The organism is Roseovarius aquimarinus (assembly GCF_043661195.1).
Classification (GTDB): Bacteria; Pseudomonadota; Alphaproteobacteria; order Rhodobacterales; family Rhodobacteraceae; genus Roseovarius; species Roseovarius aquimarinus.
In genome coordinates, this window is the sequence record NZ_JBIHMM010000002.1 from 311,404 (window position 1) to 327,916 (window position 16,513).

Below are 16,513 nucleotides of genomic sequence, written 5' to 3' on the forward strand. Positions count from 1 at the left end.
GGGCCGCGCAGGCCGCGGACCGCGCATCGCACAAAGCCGGTTTTCTATGGCGTCCGCTTCGCATATAAGCGCGCAAAATCACAAAGCGCCAAACGGGCGCAAGCCGTTTGAGGACCAACGATGCCCAAGACCACGCATGACGACGATGTCGCCTTCATCAAGGCGCTGGCCGAACTCCTGAACGAGAACGACCTGACCGAGCTTCAGGTCAAGCGCGATTATGGCGAGGACGACAGCCTGAACGTGCGCGTCAGCCGCAGGACCGAGGCCGCCCCGCAGCAATATTACGCCCCCGCCCCGGCCCAGCAGGCCCCCGCCGCCGGTGCCGCATCGGCCCCCGCCGCCGCAGCCGCGCCCGCGCAGGGCGAGGATCCGGCCAGCCATCCGGGCGCGGTGACATCGCCCATGGTCGGCACGGTCTATACCCAGGCCGAGCCGGGCGCGCCCGCCTTCGTGTCGGTCGGCGACAAGGTCAGCGAGGGCGACACGCTCCTGATCATCGAGGCGATGAAGACGATGAACCACATTCCGGCCCCCCGCGCCGGCACGGTCAAGCGTATCCTCGTCGAGGATGGCGGCGCCGTGGAATACGGCGCGCCCCTGATGATCATCGAGTAAGGCACACCCATGTTCGACAAGATCCTCATCGCCAACCGGGGCGAAATCGCCCTGCGGGTCATCCGCGCCGCGCGCGAGATGGGCATTCACACGGTCGCCGTGCATTCGACCGCCGACGCCGATGCGATGCATGTGCGCATGGCCGACGAGAGCGTCTGCATCGGCCCGCCCGCCAGCACCGACAGCTATCTGAGCATCCCCGCGATCATCGCGGCCTGCGAGGTCACGGGCGCGCAGGCGATCCATCCGGGCTATGGCTTTCTGTCGGAAAACGCGACCTTCGTGCAGATCGTCGAGGATCACGGCCTGACCTTCATCGGCCCCACCGCCGAGCATATCCGCGTCATGGGCGACAAGATCACCGCCAAGGACACGATGAAGCAACTCGGCGTGCCCTGCGTTCCGGGCAGCGAGGGCGGCGTCGCCAATCTCGCCGAGGCCAAGCGCATCGGTGACGAGATCGGCTATCCGGTCATCATCAAGGCCACGGCGGGCGGCGGCGGCAAGGGTATGAAAGTGGCGCAGAGCGCCGCCGAGATGGAGCGCGCCTTCCAGACCGCGCGCGCCGAGGGCAAATCGAATTTCGGCAATGACGAAGTCTATATCGAGAAATACCTGACGACGCCCCGCCATATCGAGATCCAGGTATTCGGCGACGGCAAGGGCCGCGCCGTGCATCTGGGCGAGCGCGACTGCTCGCTCCAGCGGCGCCACCAGAAGGTCTTCGAAGAGGCGCCCGGTCCGTCGATCACGCAAGAAGAGCGCGACCGCATCGGCAAGATCTGCGCCGACGCCGTGGCGCGCATCAACTATACCGGCGCCGGCACGATCGAATTTCTCTACGAGAACGGCGAGTTCTACTTCATCGAGATGAATACGCGCCTGCAGGTCGAGCATCCGGTGACCGAGGCGATCTTCGGCGTCGATCTCGTGCGCCAGCAGATCCGCGTGGCGGCGGGGCTGGACATGGAATTCCAGCAGGACGACCTCAAGATCAACGGCCATGCCATCGAAGTGCGCATCAACGCCGAGAAGCTGCCGGAATTCTCGCCCCGTCCGGGCCGCATCACGCAGTTTCACGCGCCGGGCGGTTTGGGCGTGCGCATGGATAGCGCGCTCTACGATGGCTACAGCATCCCGCCCTATTACGATTCGCTCATCGGCAAGCTGATCGTGCATGCCGCCGACCGACCCGCCGCGCTCGCGCGTCTTAACCGGGCCCTCGGCGAGTTGATCGTGGACGGCGTCGATACCACGGTGCCGCTCTTCCACGCGCTTTTGCAGGATGCGGATGTGCAATCGGGGGACTACAATATCCACTGGCTGGAGCACTGGCTGGAGACGAATCTGCGCGGCTGACGCGCGTTGCCGGGAGCGCGAGATGAAGGATGCCGACTTTTCGCTGACGCCGGACCTTCTGCTCAACGCCTATGCCTCGGGCATCTTCCCGATGTCCGAGGGCCGCGACGATCCCGAGATCTTCTGGGTCGATCCGCGCCGCCGGGGCGTCATGCCCCTGGACGGCCCGCACATCTCGCGCAGCCTCGCCAAGCAGATGCGGCGCGGCGGCTACGAGGTCTCGCTCGACCGTGATTTCGGCGCGGTCGTCGATGCCTGCGCCGACCGGCCCGAGACATGGATCAACTCCGAAATCCGCGATCAATACGTCGCGCTGCACCGCTTGGGGCATGCCCATTCGCTCGAGGTCCGGGCCGAGGGCGCGCTCATGGGCGGTGTCTACGGCGTGAGCATCGGCGCCGCGTTCTTCGGGGAGAGCATGTTCTCACGCGGCACGGGCGGCTCGAAACTCGCGCTGGTCCATCTCATCGACCATCTGCATCGCTGCGGCTATCTGCTTTTCGACACACAGTTCATCACCGAGCATCTGGCCAGCCTCGGCGCCATCGAGATAAGCCGCGCGGCCTATCGCAGCGCGCTCGCAACCGCGCTCAACTCACCTGCGGATATACGGCGCGTGCCGCTCGATCCGTCGCCTCACTCGGTCCTGCAACGCAGGACCCAGACGTCGAATCGCGGATGATCGAGCGCGTTGAGCGCCGGTGACGACGCGACCATCCAACCCGAAAAGATCGGCTCGGCCACGGTCTCGTCCCGGATGGTGAGGAAGGCGAAGGCATCCGCCGCCGGATCGCCCTGCGGGTAGCGGCATTCACGCAGCTCCACGGTGAGCGGCCCGATCCGGGCCGCGTCGCCGGGGCTGAGCGTCATGTCCACGATATCGCCCGACACCTTCTCGAGCCCGCGCAGCACGGCGCCGACGCCCTGCTCGGCGTTCTCCTGCGCGTTTGCCAGCCCCGGCAAAAGGGCGGCGAGCGCCAGCGCGAGGGCCGTCCGCATCATTCGGACGGCGCCGCCGCCGCATCGTCGTCGCCGACGAACTTCATCAGGAGCGAGACGAGACTGACCGAGCCTTGGGTGAATTCGATCTGGTCGCCCGGCGCGAAATACATGGGCGAGCCGCCCGGCAGGATCTCGACGTAATTGCCGCCCAGCAGCCCCTCGGAGGAGATGGCGAGCGCGCTGTCGTCGGGCACGTCGATCCCCTCGGCCACGCTGATCGTGGTGCCGGCGCGGTAGGTCTGCGGATCGAGCTCCATCGAGGTCACGCGGCCCACCTTCACGCCGGCAAGGCGCACATCCGTTCCAACGGTGATCCCGTCAGCCGAGCGAAAAGAGGCGCTCAGCTCATAGCTGTCGCCGCCGGCGGACGCGCCCGTCAGCTTGCCCGCATAGACGACGAAGCCGACGGCGACGGCCAGCACAACTGCGCCCGCGATGATTTCGCTCTTGTTCTCTGCCATGATCGCTCTCTGCTGGGGGCGCGGCGTTATTCGGGGCGCCATGCCTCGTAATCGCTGCGCTGCTTCGGCTCGCTGCGGCGGATGGAGCCGGCGGGCGCATAGGCCAGCGCGGTGCCGGTCAGGTTCTCGAGATGCGGCTTTTCCCAGGGCTGGCGGGTCAAGGGCGCCTCGGTCGGCGGGTCCTGATAGGTGTGATGCAGCCAGCCATGCCATTCGGGGCTGACCCGGCTCGCCTCGGCCTCGCCATTGTAGATGACCCAGCGGCGGTCGCCATCCTTGGAGCGGTAGAAGATGTTGCCTTGGCTGTCCTCGCCCACCTTGACGCCGCGGCGCCAGGTATAGAGCTGAGTGTTCAGCGTCTGGCCGTTCCACCAGGTGACGGCGCGCAGCAGCGTGTTGAGAATGCCCATGTCGTCCTCCGAAGGTCGTTGCTCCTGATATGGCGCATCGGCGGGCAAAGGTCCAGTGGGGCAGACGGCGGAATGGCGCCAGAATCCCGCCGAAGCGGGCGGGCGGATACGAAAAAGGGCAGGCCCGGCGGCCTGCCCTCGATCGCGTCTCGATTTGCCGCGGATCAGCCCGCCGACGCGCCCTCTTTCTTGGCGCTCTCGGCGTAGATCATCAGCGGCTTGGCGCCCGATGTGACCGCCTCTTCGTTGACGATCACTTCCTCGACATTCTCCATGCTGGGCAGCTCGAACATCGTGTCGAGCAGAATGTCCTCGAGGATCGAGCGCAGGCCCCGCGCGCCGGTCTTGCGCTTGATCGCGCGCTTGGCGATGGCGGTCAGCGCGTCGTCGGTGAAGGTCAGTTGCGCGTTCTCCAGCTCGAAGAGGCGCTGATATTGCTTGACCAGCGCGTTCTTGGGCTGGGTGAGGATGGTGATGAGCGCGTCCTCGTCCAGATCCTCGAGCGTCGCGATCACCGGCAGACGGCCGACGAATTCGGGGATGAGGCCGAATTTCAGCAGATCCTCGGGCTCGAGATCCTTGAAGACCTCGCCGATGCCGCGGTCGTCCTTGTCGCGCACATCCGCGCCAAAGCCCATCGCGCTGCCCTTGCCGCGCGCCGAGATGATCTTGTCGAGACCCGCGAAGGCGCCGCCGCAGATGAAGAGGATGTTCGTCGTGTCCACCTGCAGGAATTCCTGCTGCGGATGCTTGCGCCCGCCCTGCGGCGGCACGGCGGCGACGGTGCCTTCCATCAGCTTGAGAAGCGCCTGCTGCACGCCCTCGCCCGACACGTCGCGGGTGATCGACGGGTTCTCGGACTTGCGCGTGATCTTGTCGACCTCGTCGATATAAACGATGCCGCGCTGCGCGCGTTCGACATTGTATTCCGAGGCCTGAAGCAGCTTGAGGATGATGTTCTCGACATCCTCGCCGACATAGCCCGCCTCGGTCAGCGTCGTCGCGTCGGCCATCGTGAACGGCACATCGAGAATGCGCGCCAGCGTCTGGGCCAGAAGCGTCTTGCCGCAGCCGGTGGGGCCGATCAGCATGATGTTGGATTTCTGAAGCTCGATATCCCCGGATTTGCCCGAGTTGTTGAGCCGCTTGTAGTGGTTGTGCACGGCGACCGACAGCACCCGCTTGGCGGTGAACTGACCGATCACGTAATCATCCAGGACGTCGCAGATCTCGCGCGGGGCGGGAACGCCCTCGGACGACTTGAGGCCCGCGCTGCGGGTCTCCTCGCGGATGATGTCCATGCACAGCTCGACGCATTCGTCACAGATGAACACGGTCGGCCCCGCGATCAGCTTGCGCACCTCATGCTGGCTCTTGCCACAAAAGCTGCAATAGAGGGTGTTCTTGCTGTCGCTGCCTGAACTATTCGACATGTTCTACCTTTCAAGCGATGCGTTGCAAATCGGGGGCCAAAGCCGGGTCCGACCGCCGTTTTTCTTAGCTTATGGCAGGCACCGAGCGGCGACAATCGCAAAATGCCGCGCGGGCCGGTGCCCGCCGCGCCCTTTAGGACTTGGGCTTTTCCTCGTCCTCGGGCTTGGCGCGGTTTTCGACGATCTCGTCGATCAAGCCCCAGTTCTTGGCGTCCTCGGGCGACATGAAATTGTCCCGCTCGAGCGCGTCCTCGACCTTCTTGAGCGTCTGGCCGGTATGCTTGACGTAGATCTCGTTGAGGCGCTTCTTGAGCTTCAGCGTCTCTTCGGCATGGATCATGATGTCCGTCGCCTGGCCCTGGTAGCCGCCCGAGGGCTGGTGGACCATGATGCGGCTGTTGGGCAGCGAGAAGCGCATGCCGGGCGCGCCCGCGGTCAACAGAAGCGAGCCCATCGAGGCCGCCTGGCCGATGACCAGCGTCGAGACCTTGGGGCGGATATACTGCATCGTGTCATAGATCGACAGGCCGCTCGTCACCACGCCGCCGGGGCTGTTGATGTACATGCTGATCTCTTTCGACGGGTTCTCCGCCTCGAGATGCAGAAGCTGCGCCACGATCAGGCTCGACATGCCGTCATGCACGGGCCCGTTCAGAAAGATGATCCGCTCCTTCAGCAGGCGCGAGAAGATGTCGTAGGCACGCTCGCCCCGGCTGGTCTGTTCGACCACCATAGGCACGAGGGTGTTCATGTAGATGTCCATCGGGTCTTTCATAATCCGCCTTGCCTGCTGAGTGCGTCCGCCGTCTAGCGGATCATTCCTAACGAAGTCTTAGTGCCGCGCCAACCCACCCGCAAGGGGACCGGCCTGAATTGTCCCCTTGCCGCCGGGTCGCCGCGCCGCTCTGCCGCAGGCGCGCGCTCAGCCCTCGGCACTTTCGCGCCCGATGGTGCGGCACAGCAAAAGCACCGGGATCAGCCCGAAGGCGACGAGCGCCAGCGACGGCACCGCCGCCTCGCGCAGCCGCTCGTCCGCGGCGAGGCGATAGGCCTGCACGGCCAGCGTCTCGAAATTGAACGGATGCAGGATGAGCGTCGCGGGCAGCTCCTTCATCACATCGACGAAGACGATCAGAAGGGCCGTGAGAACCGAGGTCTTGGCCACCGGCAGATGGACCCGCCACAAAAGCCGCGCCCGCCCCTGCCCGAGGCTGCGCGCGATGGCGTCGTAATGGCTGGGCACCGTCGCCATGCCGCTGTCATAGGCGTTGAGCGCGGCGGCCATGAACCGCGCCATGTAGGCCAGCACCATCAGCCAGATCGAGCCGGTGATGAGCAGCCCGGTATCGATGCCGAAATTCGCCTCCATGAACCGGTCGATGGCATTGTCGAGACCCGCGAGCGGCACCATCAGCCCCACGGCGATCACCCCGCCCGGCACCGCATAGCCGAGCCCCGCCCCGACGACGAGGCCGCGCGACGTCCGGTCGGGCCGGGTGCGCGCGCGAAAACCGATCAGGATCGCGCCGAGCACGGTCAGGACGGACGCCACCATCGCGAGCAGCACCGAATTGCTCATGAACCCGAGATAGCGCGCCTCGAGCACGCTCTGGCCCGACCCCCAGGCCATGAGGCCGAGCATGACGACCGGCACGAGAAAGCCGAGCAGAACCGGCAGCGTGCAGATCGCCACCGCGCCCCAAGCGCGCCAGCCGGTCAGCAGCGGCTTCGTCAGAACCTCGAACCGCGCGCCGCCGCCCGCCGCGCGCCGCACGCTGCCGCGCTGCGCCCGCTCCAGCCCGGCGAGGAGCAGCGCGAAGGTCAGAAGGCAGAGCGAGAGCTGCGCCGCCGCCGCCCTGTCGCCAAGGCTGAACCACGCCTGATAGATGCCGGTCGCGAAGGTCTGCACGTTGAAGAAGGCGACGGTGCCGAAATCGGCGATCGTCTCCATCACCACCAGAAGCGTGCCGCCCACGATGGCCGGGCGCGCCATCGGCAGCGCCACCGCGCGGAACGCGGCCAGAGGCGAGCGCCCGAGCGTGCGCGCGACGAGAAACGCGTTCGAGCTTTGCTGGCGAAAGGAGGCGCGCGCCAGCAGGTAGACATAAGGATAAAGCACCATCACCAGCATCAGCGCCGCGCCGCCTAGGCTTCGGATCTCGGGAAACCAGTAGTCGCGCGGCCCCCAGCCGGTCACGTCGCGCAACAGGGACTGCACCGGGCCGGGATGATCGAGCAGCGAGGTGTAGGCGTAGGCCAGAACATAGGCCGGAAAGGCGAGCGGCAGCGCCAGCGCCACCTCGAGCCAGCGCACGCCCGGAAAGCGGTAGACCGTCACGAGCCAGGCCGTCGAGGTTCCGATGATCGCCGCGCCGGCGCCCACGATCACCACGAGCGCGAGCGTCGTCACCGTGTAGCGCGGCAGAACCGAGGAGAGCACGTTGCGCCACGTATCGAGATCGCCGCCCAGCGCCGCCAGCGCGGCCGCGACGATCGGCGCCACGCAGAGCGCGGCGACGAGCCACGCCATCCGGTTCATCAGCCGTTCCGTCACTTGCCTGCCCTTCGCCTCCCGGCCCCGCGCGGCGACGCCCGCACGGAAGGCCGAGCGGGGCCGGCCAGGACGATGCGCGCCAATACTTGAGTATTTCGATCACTATTGCGCCCGCCCGGTGGGGTCAAGCAGCCGGCCCGCCGCTTTGCCCGAGGCGGCCCCGAGCCGGCCCACGCCGATTCGCACCGCCCGCGCAAAATTGTTGCGTTCCAGCGCGCTGATTTTTCTCATAATTTCATCCTACGTTACGTCAAGCACACGGAATGGCTGTCTTTACATGCTCCGAGAATCGGGACACCTTTCCACATCGCCAAGGCGGGACGGCAACGATCGCCACCGCCGCGATCACGATCAGGGAGATCATCATGAAAACACTCAGACACCTCGCCACGGCTTCGGCGACCGCTCTGCTCATGGGTGCGGCGACGCTCGCCTCCGCGCAGACGCTCAACTTCGCCTATGACGCCGACCCCGTCTCGCTCGATCCGCACGAGCAGCTTTCGGGCGGCACGCTTCAGCTCAGCCACATGGTCTTCGACCCGCTCGTGCGCTGGAATAAGGATCTGGGCTTCGACGGCCGCCTCGCCCCGGAATGGGAGCGTGTCGACGACACCACGATGCGCTTCATGCTGCGCGAAGGCGTCAAGTTCCACTCCGGCAACGAGATGACCGCCGAAGACGTGGTCTGGACGATCGAGCGCCTGAAATCCTCGCCGGATTTCAAAGGCATCTTCTCGGCCTGGACCTCTGTCGAGGCGCTGGACGACTACACGATCGAGATCAAGACCGACGGCCCGAACCCGCTGGTCCTGCACACCGCGACCTATGTCTTCCCGATGGACAAGAAGTTCTACGAGGAAGGCGGCGCCGAGATCGCCAAGCATGGTGACAGCTTCGCGTCCAAGAACATCTCGGGGACCGGCCCCTTCACCGTCGCCGAGCGCGAGCAGGGCGTGCGCGTCGTGTTCGAGCGCTTCGGCGATTACTGGGACACCGAAAGCCCGGGCAACGTGCAGACCGCGATCCTGACGCCGATCAAGGAAGCGCCGACGCGCGTCGCGGCGCTCCTGTCGGGCGATGTCGATTTCATCGCGCCCGTGCCGCCCACCGATCTCGAGCGCATCGAGAATGACGAGAACACCAATCTCATCACCATGTCGGGCACGCGGGTCATCACGCTCCAGCTGAACCAGGAGCGGAACGAGGCGCTGGCGAACCAGCAGGTCCGCCTCGCCATCGACCACGCGATCAACAACGCCGGCATCGTCGACAAGATCATGAAGGGCTTCGGCACGGTCGCCGCGCAGAACTCGCCCGAGGGCTATCTGGGCCACAATCCCAGCCTCGAGCCGCGCTTCGATCTGGAGAAGGCCCGCGCGCTGATGGAAGAGGCCGGCTATGCCGATGGCTTCTCGGCCAGCATGATGTGCCCGAACAACCGCTACGTGAACGACTACAAGATCTGTGAAGCGGCGGCAGCGATGCTGGCGCAGATCAAGATCGACGTCGATCTGACCACGATGCCCAAGGCGCAGTACTGGCCCCAGTTCGACGAGCGCGCGGCGGACATCATGATGATCGGCTGGCACGCCGATACCGAGGATTCGGCCAACTTCTACGAATTCCTCAACATGACGCCGAACGCCGACACCGGCAAAGGTCAGTACAACTCGGGCAACTACTCGAATGCGCGGGTGGACGAGCTGACCATGGCATCGCTGACCGAGACGGACCCCGCCAAGCGCGCGGAGATGCTCCAGGAAGTCGAGCAGATCCTCTATGACGAGGCGGCCTACATCCCGCTGCATTGGCAGGACCTCGCATGGGCGGCCCGCAAGGGCGTCGATATCGAGCCCGTCCTCAACGTGATGGATTTCCCCTATCTGGGCGATCTCGTCATCGAGGAATGAGTTTAAATGGCGGGCCGGAGCGATCCGGCCCGCCATCCTTCGTCTGTCCTCAGCAGACCTCCGCCGCGTCACCCTGCCCCTCGGGTTGACGCGCCGCCCCGCCCGGCCTAGACGGCGCCGGATTTCGGGGCCGCTTGCAAGAACGCCCCTCCAGCAGCCGCCAGAGACGTAAAAGCACCATGCATATTCTCGCCTTTCTCATCCGGCGCGCCATTCAGGCGGTGATCGTGATGTTCGTCATCTCGCTCATCGGGTTCTCGATCCAGGACAATCTGGGCGATCCGTTGCGCGAACTCGTCGGCCAATCCGTCTCCGAAGCCGAGCGCGAGGCGCTCCGCGACGAGCTGGGCCTCAACGACAGCTTTCTCGTGCAATACGGGCGCTTTCTCGGCAATGCCGTGCAGGGCGATCTGGGCACGTCCTATTTCTTCAAGCGTCCAGCGCTCGACGTGATCATGGACAAGTTTCCCGCGACGTTCGAGCTGGTCCTCGGCTCCGTCGTGATCTTCCTGTCGCTCAGCATTCCGGGCGGCATCTACTGCGCGATCAACCGCGAGAAATGGCTCGCCAAGACCATCATGACCGCCTCGATCGTCGGCATTTCCATCCCGGTCTTCCTGACGGCCATCCTCTTGGTCTGGCTCTTCGGGGTCGAGCTGGGCTGGCTGCCGGCCTTCGGACGCGGTGACACGGTCGAGCTGCCCTGGGGCTGGGACACGGGCCTTCTGACGCTCGATGGCCTCTCGCACCTCATCCTGCCCTCGATCGCGCTCAGCTCGATCATGTTGCCGCTCTTCATCCGCCTCATCCGGGCCGAGATGATGGAGGCGATGGGCACCGATTACGTGCGCTTCGCCCGCGCCAAGGGCCTCTCGACGCCGCGCGTGCGCTATGTCCACGCCTTCCGCAACACGCTGCTCCCTGTCGTCACGGTGGGCGGCCTTATGATCGGCACGCTCATCGCCTACACGATTCTGACCGAAACGGTCTTTCAATGGCCGGGCATGGGCTTTCTCTTCCTCGAGGCGGTGAACCGCGTCGATACCCCGCTCATCATCGCCTACATCATCGTCGTCGGGCTGATCTTCGTGGTCGTGAACACCATCGTCGACTTCATTTACACACTCATCAATCCGATGGTGAAACTTCCGGGGGCCAAGTCATGATCACCTGGCAAGGATTTCTCAAACGCTTCCTGTCGGACCCCGTCGCCATCGGCGCCGGATTCGTCCTTCTGGTTCTCGTCACGCTGGCCGTCCTCGCGCCCTGGATCGCACCGCAGAACCCCTATGACCTGATGCAGCTCAACATCATGGACAGCGAGATGCCGCCCTCCTGGCGCGAAGGCGGGGACGAGCGCTTTTGGCTCGGCACCGATGCGCAGGGCCGCGGCGTCTTCTCGACCATCCTCTACGGCACCGGCATCAGCCTGCTGATCGGGATCGGCGCCGTCTTCGTGCAGGCGATCCTCGGCGTCAGCCTCGGCCTCTGGGCCGGCTATCGCGGCGGCTGGGTCGACAGTTTCCTGATGCGCATGGCTGATATCCAGATGTCGCTCTCGACGCTGATGATCGCCATCATCGCGCTGGCCCTCTTCAAGGCGGCCTTCGACGCCAATATCTACGCCGACTATGCGATCATCATGCTGATCCTCATCATCGGCGTCGCCGAATGGCCGAAATTCGCGCGCACCGTGCGCTCGTCGGTGCTGGGCGAGAAGGGCAAGGAATATGTCGATGCGGCCCGCGTGATCGGCCTGCCCGCGCGCAAGGTGATGTGGGGCCACATCCTGCCCAACACGCTGACGCCGGTGCTGGTCATCTCGACCATCCAGGTCGCCGAGGCGATCATGACCGAAGCGGCGCTGAGCTTTCTCGGCCTCGGCATGCCCACGGACAAGCCGTCGCTCGGCTCGCTGATCCGCTCGGGCTTCGAATTCATCTTCTCGGGCTCGTGGTGGATCACGCTCTATCCCGCGATCGTGCTCGTCACGCTGGTGCTCGCCCTCAACCTTCTGGGGGACTGGCTGCGCGACGTGCTCAACCCGAAACTGCGCCGGGGGGACGACTGATGGCACTTCTCGAAGTCAAGGATCTGCATGTCGCCTTCCCGCGCGGCAAGAAGGGCGAGGTCGAGGCCCTGCGCGGCGTCGATCTGGTGCTCGAAAAGGGCCAGCGCCTCGGCGTCGTGGGCGAATCGGGCGCAGGCAAGTCGATGCTCGCCTTCGCGATCCTCAATCTCATCGCCGAGCCGGGGCGCGTCACGCAAGGCTCCGTCACCTTCGACGGCCAGAACCTGCTCGAGCTTTCGGAGCGGCAGATCCGCCGCATCCGTGGCAACCGCATCTCGATGATCTTCCAGGACCCTATGGTCACGCTGAACCCAGTGCTCAGCATCGGCCAGCAGATGATCGAAACGCTCAAGGCGCATCGCAGCATCTCGACCCGCGAGGCGCATCGCCTCTGCGTCGAGAAGCTGAAACTGGTCGCCATTCCCTCGGCCGAGAGCCGCATGGACGCCTACCCGCACGAGCTGTCGGGCGGCCTGCGTCAGCGCGTGGTCATCGCCATCGCCCTGCTGACGGATCCCGAACTCATCATCGCGGACGAGCCGACAACGGCGCTCGACGTGACGATCCAGGCCGAGATCATGTCGCTCATCCTGCGGCTCTGCCGCGAGAATGACGTGGCGCTCATCCTCATCACCCATGATCTGGGCGTCGTCGCCGAGGTGACCGAGCGCATCATGATCATGTATGCCGGCAAATGCGTCGAGACGGGCCGCACGCGCGACATCATCGACGCGCCGAAGCATCCCTATGCCGTCGGCCTTCTGAAAGCGCTGCCGCAGAACAGCACCAAGGGCGCCAAGCTCTACCAGATCCCCGGCTCGATGCCCCCCATCACCAACCTGCCCTCGGGCTGCCCCTATCACCCGCGCTGCGAGCGGGCGACGGAGGAATGCCGCGCCTCGATGCCGCCGCTCACGCAGGGCGTGGCCTGCTATCACCCCATGCACGAGAATGCGGAGACCGCAGAATGACCTCATCCGCGACAGAAGACACCGGCACGCCCATCGTCGAGACCAAGGGGCTCGAGCTGCGCTTCAACCTGCCGACGCATTTCCTGAGCCGCGAAAAGCCGGTCCTGCATGCCCTCTCGGGCGTCGATCTACGAATCGAGAAGGGCGAAACCTTCTGCGTCGTGGGCGAGAGCGGCTGCGGCAAGACCACGCTCGGGCGCGCGATCATGGGCCTGCTCACGCCGTCGGCGGGCGAGATCTACTTCGAGGGCCGCCGCATCGACACGATGGGCGAGGAGGCGCGCAAGCCGATCCGCGCCGACATGCAGATGGTGTTTCAGAACCCCTATGCGTCGCTCAATCCGCGCCGCACGGTGTTCCAGACCCTCGCCGAGCCGATCCGCCATCTGATGCCCGAGAAATCCGAGGCGGACGTGCGCAGCCAAGTCGAGAACGTGCTGGACGCGACCGGCTGCGACCAGAGCTGGCAGCGCAAGCTGCCGCATGAATTCTCGGGCGGTCAGCGCCAGCGCATCGCCATCGCCCGCGCGCTGGTGACGAACCCCGCCTTCATCGTCGCGGACGAGCCGATCTCGGCGCTCGACGTCTCGATCCAGGCGCAGATCCTCAATCTTCTCAACGATCTTCAGGACGAACGCGGCCTGACCTACATGTTCATCACGCACGATCTGAGCGTGGTCGAGCATTTCGGCGACCGCGTGGCGGTGATGTATCTGGGGCAGGTGATGGAGCTGGCCGAGGTGGGCGCGATCTTCGCCGAGCCGAAGCATCCCTATACCCAGCTTCTGCTCGACGCGATCCCCCGGCTCGAAGGCGGCTCCTTCGATGCCCCGCGCGAGCCGGGCGAGTTGCCCGATCCGGTGAACCCGCCGCCGGGCTGCCCCTTCGCGCCGCGCTGTCCCATCGCGCAGGATATCTGCCGCGCCGAGCGCCCGCGCCTGCGCCCGGTGGGGGATCGCGGCACGATGGCGGCATGCCATCTCGCCGAATAGGCGCCCTGCAGGGTTTCGACATGCGCTTGCGCCGCCGCGGTGGATAACCCGGCGGCGCGGATCATTTTTCGGACAGGTCTAGCCAGCGGCGCCGATATCGGCCCGCGCGACCGCCGTCGCCTTCAGCACCGCGAAGCAGGGCGTGCCGGGCGTGAGGCCCAGCTCGTCCATCGCCTCGGAGGTGATCCGCGCGAGGATACGCTCCTCCCCGAGGCGCAGCGACAGCGCGACCCCCGGCCCGCCGCCGCGATGCATCGCCTCGACCGTGGCAGGCAGGATGTTGCGCGACGACAGCCCCGTGGGCCTCGCGAGCGCGATCAGCACGTCTTGCGCGAGGATGCGAATGCGCAGGACGGTGCCGACCTCCGCCGCGATCCCCGGCAGGCGCAGCTCGCCGCCGCCGAAGGCGAGCCGGCTCAGCCCGCCGGGGTCCGCCTCGGTCACGCGCGCCATCAGCACCGACCCCGCCTCGCGCACTCCCATGAGCGGCACCATCGCCGGATCGCTCAAAACCTCCGTCATGGCCCCGGCGCGCAGAACCCGGCCGTCGCGCAGCACGACGATCCGGTCGGCCAGCCGCGCGATCTCGGACACGGCGTGGCTGATATAGACGATCGGCACGCCACCGGCCTCGCCGCCCGCATCGCGCAGCCGCTCGAGATAGGGCAGGATCTCGTCCTTGCGCGGCCCGTCGAGTGCCGCCAGAGGCTCGTCCATCAGCAGAAGACGCGGGCGCATGGCGAGCGCGCGGGCGATGGCGACGCGCTGCTTCTCGCCGCCCGAGAGGCCCGCCGGACGCCGCGCCATCAGCCCGCCGATGCCGAGGATACGCTCGATCACCTCCGCGCCAAGGCCCGGCGCGCCCTTGGGCGCATGCCGCGCCCCGAAGGCGATGTTCTGCGCGACCGTGAGATGCGGAAAGAGCCGCCCGTCCTGAAACACGACGCCGACGCGCCGCCGCGCGGGCGGCAGGTTCACGCGCCGCGCCGCATCGAAGAGCGTGTCGCCGCCCAGATCGATCCGCCCAGCATCGGGCGTCATAAGCCCCGCGACAGCCTTTGCGATGGTCGTCTTGCCCGAGCCCGAAGGCCCGAAGATCGCAGTGACGCCCGGACCCGCGTCGAAGGCCGCCTCGAGCGCAAAACCTCCGATCCGGTGCGCGATGTCGATCCCGAGGCTCATGCCGCCACCCGTGCCGCCATGCGCCGCGCCAGCCATTCCGACAGCAGCACCGCGCCGACCGACAGCGCCAGTGCCACGGCGACGAGGCGCAGCGCCGCCCCCTCACCGCCCGGCACCTGTAGAAAAGCGTAGATGGCCGACGGCAGCGTCTGCGTCTCGCCGGGGATGTTGGCGACGAAGGTGATCGTCGCGCCGAATTCCCCCATCGCCTTGGCGAAGCCCATGACGACGCCCGCCAAGAGCCCCGGCGCGATCAGCGGCAGCGTCACGCGGCAGAAGACGCCCCAGCGCCCTGCCCCCAGCGTCGCCGCCGCCTCTTCGAGGCCCGGATCGACCGCCTCGATCGACAGGCGGATCGCACGCACCATCAGGGGAAAGCCCATGATCGCCGCCGCCAGCGCCGCGCCGGTCCAGCGAAAGGCGAAGACGATCCCGATCTCGGCGAACGCGCCCCCGATCCAGCCCTGCCGCCCGAAAGCCAAGAGGAGCAGATAGCCCGTGACGACCGGCGGCAGGACCAGTGGCAGATGGACGAGCGCGCTCAGCGCCGAATGGCCCCAGAAACGCCGCCGCGCCAGAAGCCAGGCCACCCCGACCGCGAAGGGCAGGCTGCACAGCGTCGCGACGATCGCGACGCGCAGCGACAGGAGCACGGCGTCGAGAGCGGCGGCATCCAGCATCAGCGCGCGCCCGCCGGGGGCAGGAAGCCCGCCTCGACAAAGATGGCGCGGGCCGCCTCCTGATCGAGAAAGGCGATGAAATCGGCGCCCGCGGGCGTCAGCGCCGCGGCGGGATAGACGATGGGCGAGTGGAGCGCCTGCCCCACCTCATGAAGCACGCGCACGGAAGGCTCCGCCACCGCGTCGGTCGCGTAGACGATGCCGAGGGGCGCCTCGCCCCGCGCGACCAGCGCGAGCACCGCGCGCACATTGTCGGTCTGCGCGAGATGCGGGCGGAGCGCGTCCCAAAGCCCCGCGGCCTCGAGCCACTCTCGCCCGTAGATCCCGGCGGGCACGCCCTCGGTCTGCCCGATCGCGAGCCGCCCTCCACCCAGCCGCGCGATCAGGCTCGCCGCGCTCGTCTCGGGCAGATCGGGCGTTCCGGCCGGGGCGATCAGCACCAGCCGATTACCCAGCAGATCGACCCGCGCTCCGGCCGCGACATGCCCCTCGGCCTCCAGCCAATCCATCCATTCCGCATTGGCGAGAATCACCGCATCGGCGGGCGCGCCCTGCGCGATCTGCCGCGCGATCGTGCCGCTGCCCGACGCCGAGACGACAACCTCGCCGGGATAGATCTGCGCGATCTTCTCGAGCACGTCCGACAGCGAGGCGGCGGCGAAGACCGTCACCTTCGGCGCGGCCGGGGCCGGCGCGGCCACGAGCGCCAGCAGGCAAAGGAGCGCCACCCGCCCCGCCAGAGCGCGCCTGTGGATGATCGTGCCGTCTCGCATGCCTTGGCCTATCCGGGATGCGCAAGCGGGGCCTCGATGTGCCCTCTGCGCACCACACATGGTTGTTTTCGGGGAGGGTTCGCAATATACTGTATGA

At 66.5% G+C, this 16,513-nt stretch carries 18 protein-coding genes; 8 read left to right on the forward strand and 10 right to left on the reverse strand.

Annotated elements, in window-relative coordinates:
- Positions 1 to 120: 120 nt before the first annotated feature.
- The 3 genes from accB to aat are packed head-to-tail and all read left to right on the forward strand — an operon-like array spanning position 121 to position 2,659.
- Entirely contained in the window at positions 121 to 618 is a 498-nt protein-coding gene (accB, locus tag ACGRVM_RS08935) for an acetyl-CoA carboxylase biotin carboxyl carrier protein (protein WP_377170716.1), read from the forward strand.
- A gap of 9 nt (positions 619 to 627) precedes the next feature.
- Complete coding sequence (accC, locus tag ACGRVM_RS08940; protein ID WP_377170714.1) at positions 628 to 1,977, forward strand: acetyl-CoA carboxylase biotin carboxylase subunit; 1,350 nt, start codon at positions 628 to 630, stop codon at positions 1,975 to 1,977.
- A 22-nt stretch (positions 1,978 to 1,999) separates the two neighbouring features.
- The gene (aat, locus tag ACGRVM_RS08945) at positions 2,000 to 2,659 is read left to right on the forward strand and encodes a leucyl/phenylalanyl-tRNA--protein transferase (RefSeq protein WP_377170712.1); all 660 of its coding nucleotides are present in this window, start codon (positions 2,000 to 2,002) and stop codon (positions 2,657 to 2,659) included.
- Here the strand turns inward: aat and ACGRVM_RS08950 are convergent.
- The 7 genes from ACGRVM_RS08950 to ACGRVM_RS08980 all read right to left on the reverse strand — a co-directional run bounded on the left by ACGRVM_RS08950 (position 2,614) and on the right by ACGRVM_RS08980 (position 8,068).
- The gene (locus ACGRVM_RS08950; RefSeq protein ID WP_377171383.1) at positions 2,614 to 2,976 is read right to left on the reverse strand and encodes a DUF2155 domain-containing protein; all 363 of its coding nucleotides are present in this window, start codon (positions 2,974 to 2,976) and stop codon (positions 2,614 to 2,616) included. The genes aat and ACGRVM_RS08950 overlap by 46 nt on opposite strands.
- The gene (gene mlaD / locus ACGRVM_RS08955; RefSeq protein ID WP_377170710.1) at positions 2,976 to 3,440 is read right to left on the reverse strand and encodes an outer membrane lipid asymmetry maintenance protein MlaD; all 465 of its coding nucleotides are present in this window, start codon (positions 3,438 to 3,440) and stop codon (positions 2,976 to 2,978) included. The genes ACGRVM_RS08950 and mlaD overlap by 1 nt, the downstream gene beginning before the upstream one ends.
- Positions 3,441 to 3,466: 26 nt before the next feature.
- Positions 3,467 to 3,850 (reverse strand): NADH:ubiquinone oxidoreductase subunit NDUFA12, encoded by a 384-nt coding sequence (locus ACGRVM_RS08960; RefSeq protein ID WP_377170707.1) that lies wholly within the window; start codon positions 3,848 to 3,850, stop codon positions 3,467 to 3,469.
- Between the two features lie 164 nt (positions 3,851 to 4,014).
- A complete protein-coding gene (gene clpX / locus ACGRVM_RS08965) occupies positions 4,015 to 5,283 on the reverse strand; it encodes an ATP-dependent Clp protease ATP-binding subunit ClpX (protein WP_377170705.1) in 1,269 nt (422 codons plus the stop codon).
- A gap of 133 nt (positions 5,284 to 5,416) precedes the next feature.
- Complete coding sequence (locus tag ACGRVM_RS08970) at positions 5,417 to 6,058, reverse strand: ATP-dependent Clp protease proteolytic subunit (RefSeq protein ID WP_377170703.1); 642 nt, start codon at positions 6,056 to 6,058, stop codon at positions 5,417 to 5,419.
- Between the two features lie 147 nt (positions 6,059 to 6,205).
- On the reverse strand, positions 6,206 to 7,837 hold the full coding sequence (locus ACGRVM_RS08975; protein ID WP_377170701.1) for an ABC transporter permease: 1,632 nt from the start codon (positions 7,835 to 7,837) through the stop codon (positions 6,206 to 6,208).
- Positions 7,838 to 7,939: 102 nt separating this feature from the next.
- Complete coding sequence (locus tag ACGRVM_RS08980; RefSeq protein ID WP_377170699.1) at positions 7,940 to 8,068, reverse strand: hypothetical protein; 129 nt, start codon at positions 8,066 to 8,068, stop codon at positions 7,940 to 7,942.
- A 134-nt stretch (positions 8,069 to 8,202) separates the two neighbouring features.
- On the opposite strand from ACGRVM_RS08980, the gene ACGRVM_RS08985 reads away from it, so the two are divergent.
- The 5 genes from ACGRVM_RS08985 to ACGRVM_RS09005 all read left to right on the forward strand — a co-directional run bounded on the left by ACGRVM_RS08985 (position 8,203) and on the right by ACGRVM_RS09005 (position 13,781).
- A complete protein-coding gene (locus ACGRVM_RS08985) occupies positions 8,203 to 9,747 on the forward strand; it encodes an ABC transporter substrate-binding protein (protein WP_377170697.1) in 1,545 nt (514 codons plus the stop codon).
- Positions 9,748 to 9,926: 179 nt separating this feature from the next.
- Positions 9,927 to 10,913 (forward strand): ABC transporter permease, encoded by a 987-nt coding sequence (locus ACGRVM_RS08990; RefSeq protein ID WP_377170695.1) that lies wholly within the window; start codon positions 9,927 to 9,929, stop codon positions 10,911 to 10,913.
- On the forward strand, positions 10,910 to 11,818 hold the full coding sequence (locus ACGRVM_RS08995) for an ABC transporter permease (RefSeq protein ID WP_377170692.1): 909 nt from the start codon (positions 10,910 to 10,912) through the stop codon (positions 11,816 to 11,818). The genes ACGRVM_RS08990 and ACGRVM_RS08995 overlap by 4 nt, the downstream gene beginning before the upstream one ends.
- On the forward strand, positions 11,818 to 12,789 hold the full coding sequence (locus ACGRVM_RS09000; RefSeq protein ID WP_377170690.1) for an ABC transporter ATP-binding protein: 972 nt from the start codon (positions 11,818 to 11,820) through the stop codon (positions 12,787 to 12,789). Before ACGRVM_RS08995 ends, ACGRVM_RS09000 begins: the two co-directional genes overlap by 1 nt.
- Positions 12,786 to 13,781 (forward strand): ABC transporter ATP-binding protein, encoded by a 996-nt coding sequence (locus tag ACGRVM_RS09005; protein WP_377170688.1) that lies wholly within the window; start codon positions 12,786 to 12,788, stop codon positions 13,779 to 13,781. Before ACGRVM_RS09000 ends, ACGRVM_RS09005 begins: the two co-directional genes overlap by 4 nt.
- A 78-nt stretch (positions 13,782 to 13,859) precedes the next feature.
- On the opposite strand, the gene modC is transcribed toward ACGRVM_RS09005, so the two are convergent.
- The 3 genes from modC to modA are packed head-to-tail and all read right to left on the reverse strand — an operon-like array spanning position 13,860 to position 16,416.
- Complete coding sequence (gene modC / locus ACGRVM_RS09010) at positions 13,860 to 14,999, reverse strand: molybdenum ABC transporter ATP-binding protein (protein WP_394624043.1); 1,140 nt, start codon at positions 14,997 to 14,999, stop codon at positions 13,860 to 13,862.
- Positions 14,960 to 15,643: a molybdate ABC transporter permease subunit gene (gene modB / locus ACGRVM_RS09015; RefSeq protein ID WP_377170684.1), complete on the reverse strand. Its 684-nt coding sequence runs from the start codon at positions 15,641 to 15,643 to the stop codon at positions 14,960 to 14,962. Before modB ends, modC begins: the two co-directional genes overlap by 40 nt.
- Complete coding sequence (gene modA, locus ACGRVM_RS09020) at positions 15,643 to 16,416, reverse strand: molybdate ABC transporter substrate-binding protein (RefSeq protein WP_377170681.1); 774 nt, start codon at positions 16,414 to 16,416, stop codon at positions 15,643 to 15,645. Before modA ends, modB begins: the two co-directional genes overlap by 1 nt.
- Positions 16,417 to 16,513 lie beyond the last annotated feature (97 nt).

Excerpts from the sequence above, each read along its gene's own strand:
- ACGRVM_RS08985 (WP_377170697.1), top strand. The coding sequence starts at position 8,203 with ATGAAAACACTCAGACACCTCGCCACGGCTTCGGCGACCGCTCTGCTC.
- ACGRVM_RS08995 (WP_377170692.1), top strand. The coding sequence starts at position 10,910 with ATGATCACCTGGCAAGGATTTCTCAAACGCTTCCTGTCGGACCCCGTC.
- mlaD (WP_377170710.1), bottom strand. The coding sequence starts at position 3,440 with ATGGCAGAGAACAAGAGCGAAATCATCGCGGGCGCAGTTGTGCTGGCC.
- ACGRVM_RS08970 (WP_377170703.1), bottom strand. The coding sequence starts at position 6,058 with ATGAAAGACCCGATGGACATCTACATGAACACCCTCGTGCCTATGGTG.
- ACGRVM_RS08960 (WP_377170707.1), bottom strand. The coding sequence starts at position 3,850 with ATGGGCATTCTCAACACGCTGCTGCGCGCCGTCACCTGGTGGAACGGC.
- modB (WP_377170684.1), bottom strand. The coding sequence starts at position 15,643 with ATGCTGGATGCCGCCGCTCTCGACGCCGTGCTCCTGTCGCTGCGCGTC.
- aat (WP_377170712.1), top strand. The coding sequence starts at position 2,000 with ATGAAGGATGCCGACTTTTCGCTGACGCCGGACCTTCTGCTCAACGCC.
- accC (WP_377170714.1), top strand. The coding sequence starts at position 628 with ATGTTCGACAAGATCCTCATCGCCAACCGGGGCGAAATCGCCCTGCGG.
- ACGRVM_RS08950 (WP_377171383.1), bottom strand. The coding sequence starts at position 2,976 with ATGCGGACGGCCCTCGCGCTGGCGCTCGCCGCCCTTTTGCCGGGGCTG.
- ACGRVM_RS08980 (WP_377170699.1), bottom strand. The coding sequence starts at position 8,068 with ATGAGAAAAATCAGCGCGCTGGAACGCAACAATTTTGCGCGGGCGGTG.
- modA (WP_377170681.1), bottom strand. The coding sequence starts at position 16,416 with ATGCGAGACGGCACGATCATCCACAGGCGCGCTCTGGCGGGGCGGGTG.
- ACGRVM_RS09000 (WP_377170690.1), top strand. The coding sequence starts at position 11,818 with ATGGCACTTCTCGAAGTCAAGGATCTGCATGTCGCCTTCCCGCGCGGC.
- clpX (WP_377170705.1), bottom strand. The coding sequence starts at position 5,283 with ATGTCGAATAGTTCAGGCAGCGACAGCAAGAACACCCTCTATTGCAGC.
- accB (WP_377170716.1), top strand. The coding sequence starts at position 121 with ATGCCCAAGACCACGCATGACGACGATGTCGCCTTCATCAAGGCGCTG.
- ACGRVM_RS08990 (WP_377170695.1), top strand. The coding sequence starts at position 9,927 with ATGCATATTCTCGCCTTTCTCATCCGGCGCGCCATTCAGGCGGTGATC.
- ACGRVM_RS09005 (WP_377170688.1), top strand. The coding sequence starts at position 12,786 with ATGACCTCATCCGCGACAGAAGACACCGGCACGCCCATCGTCGAGACC.
- modC (WP_394624043.1), bottom strand. The coding sequence starts at position 14,999 with ATGGCTGGCGCGGCGCATGGCGGCACGGGTGGCGGCATGAGCCTCGGG.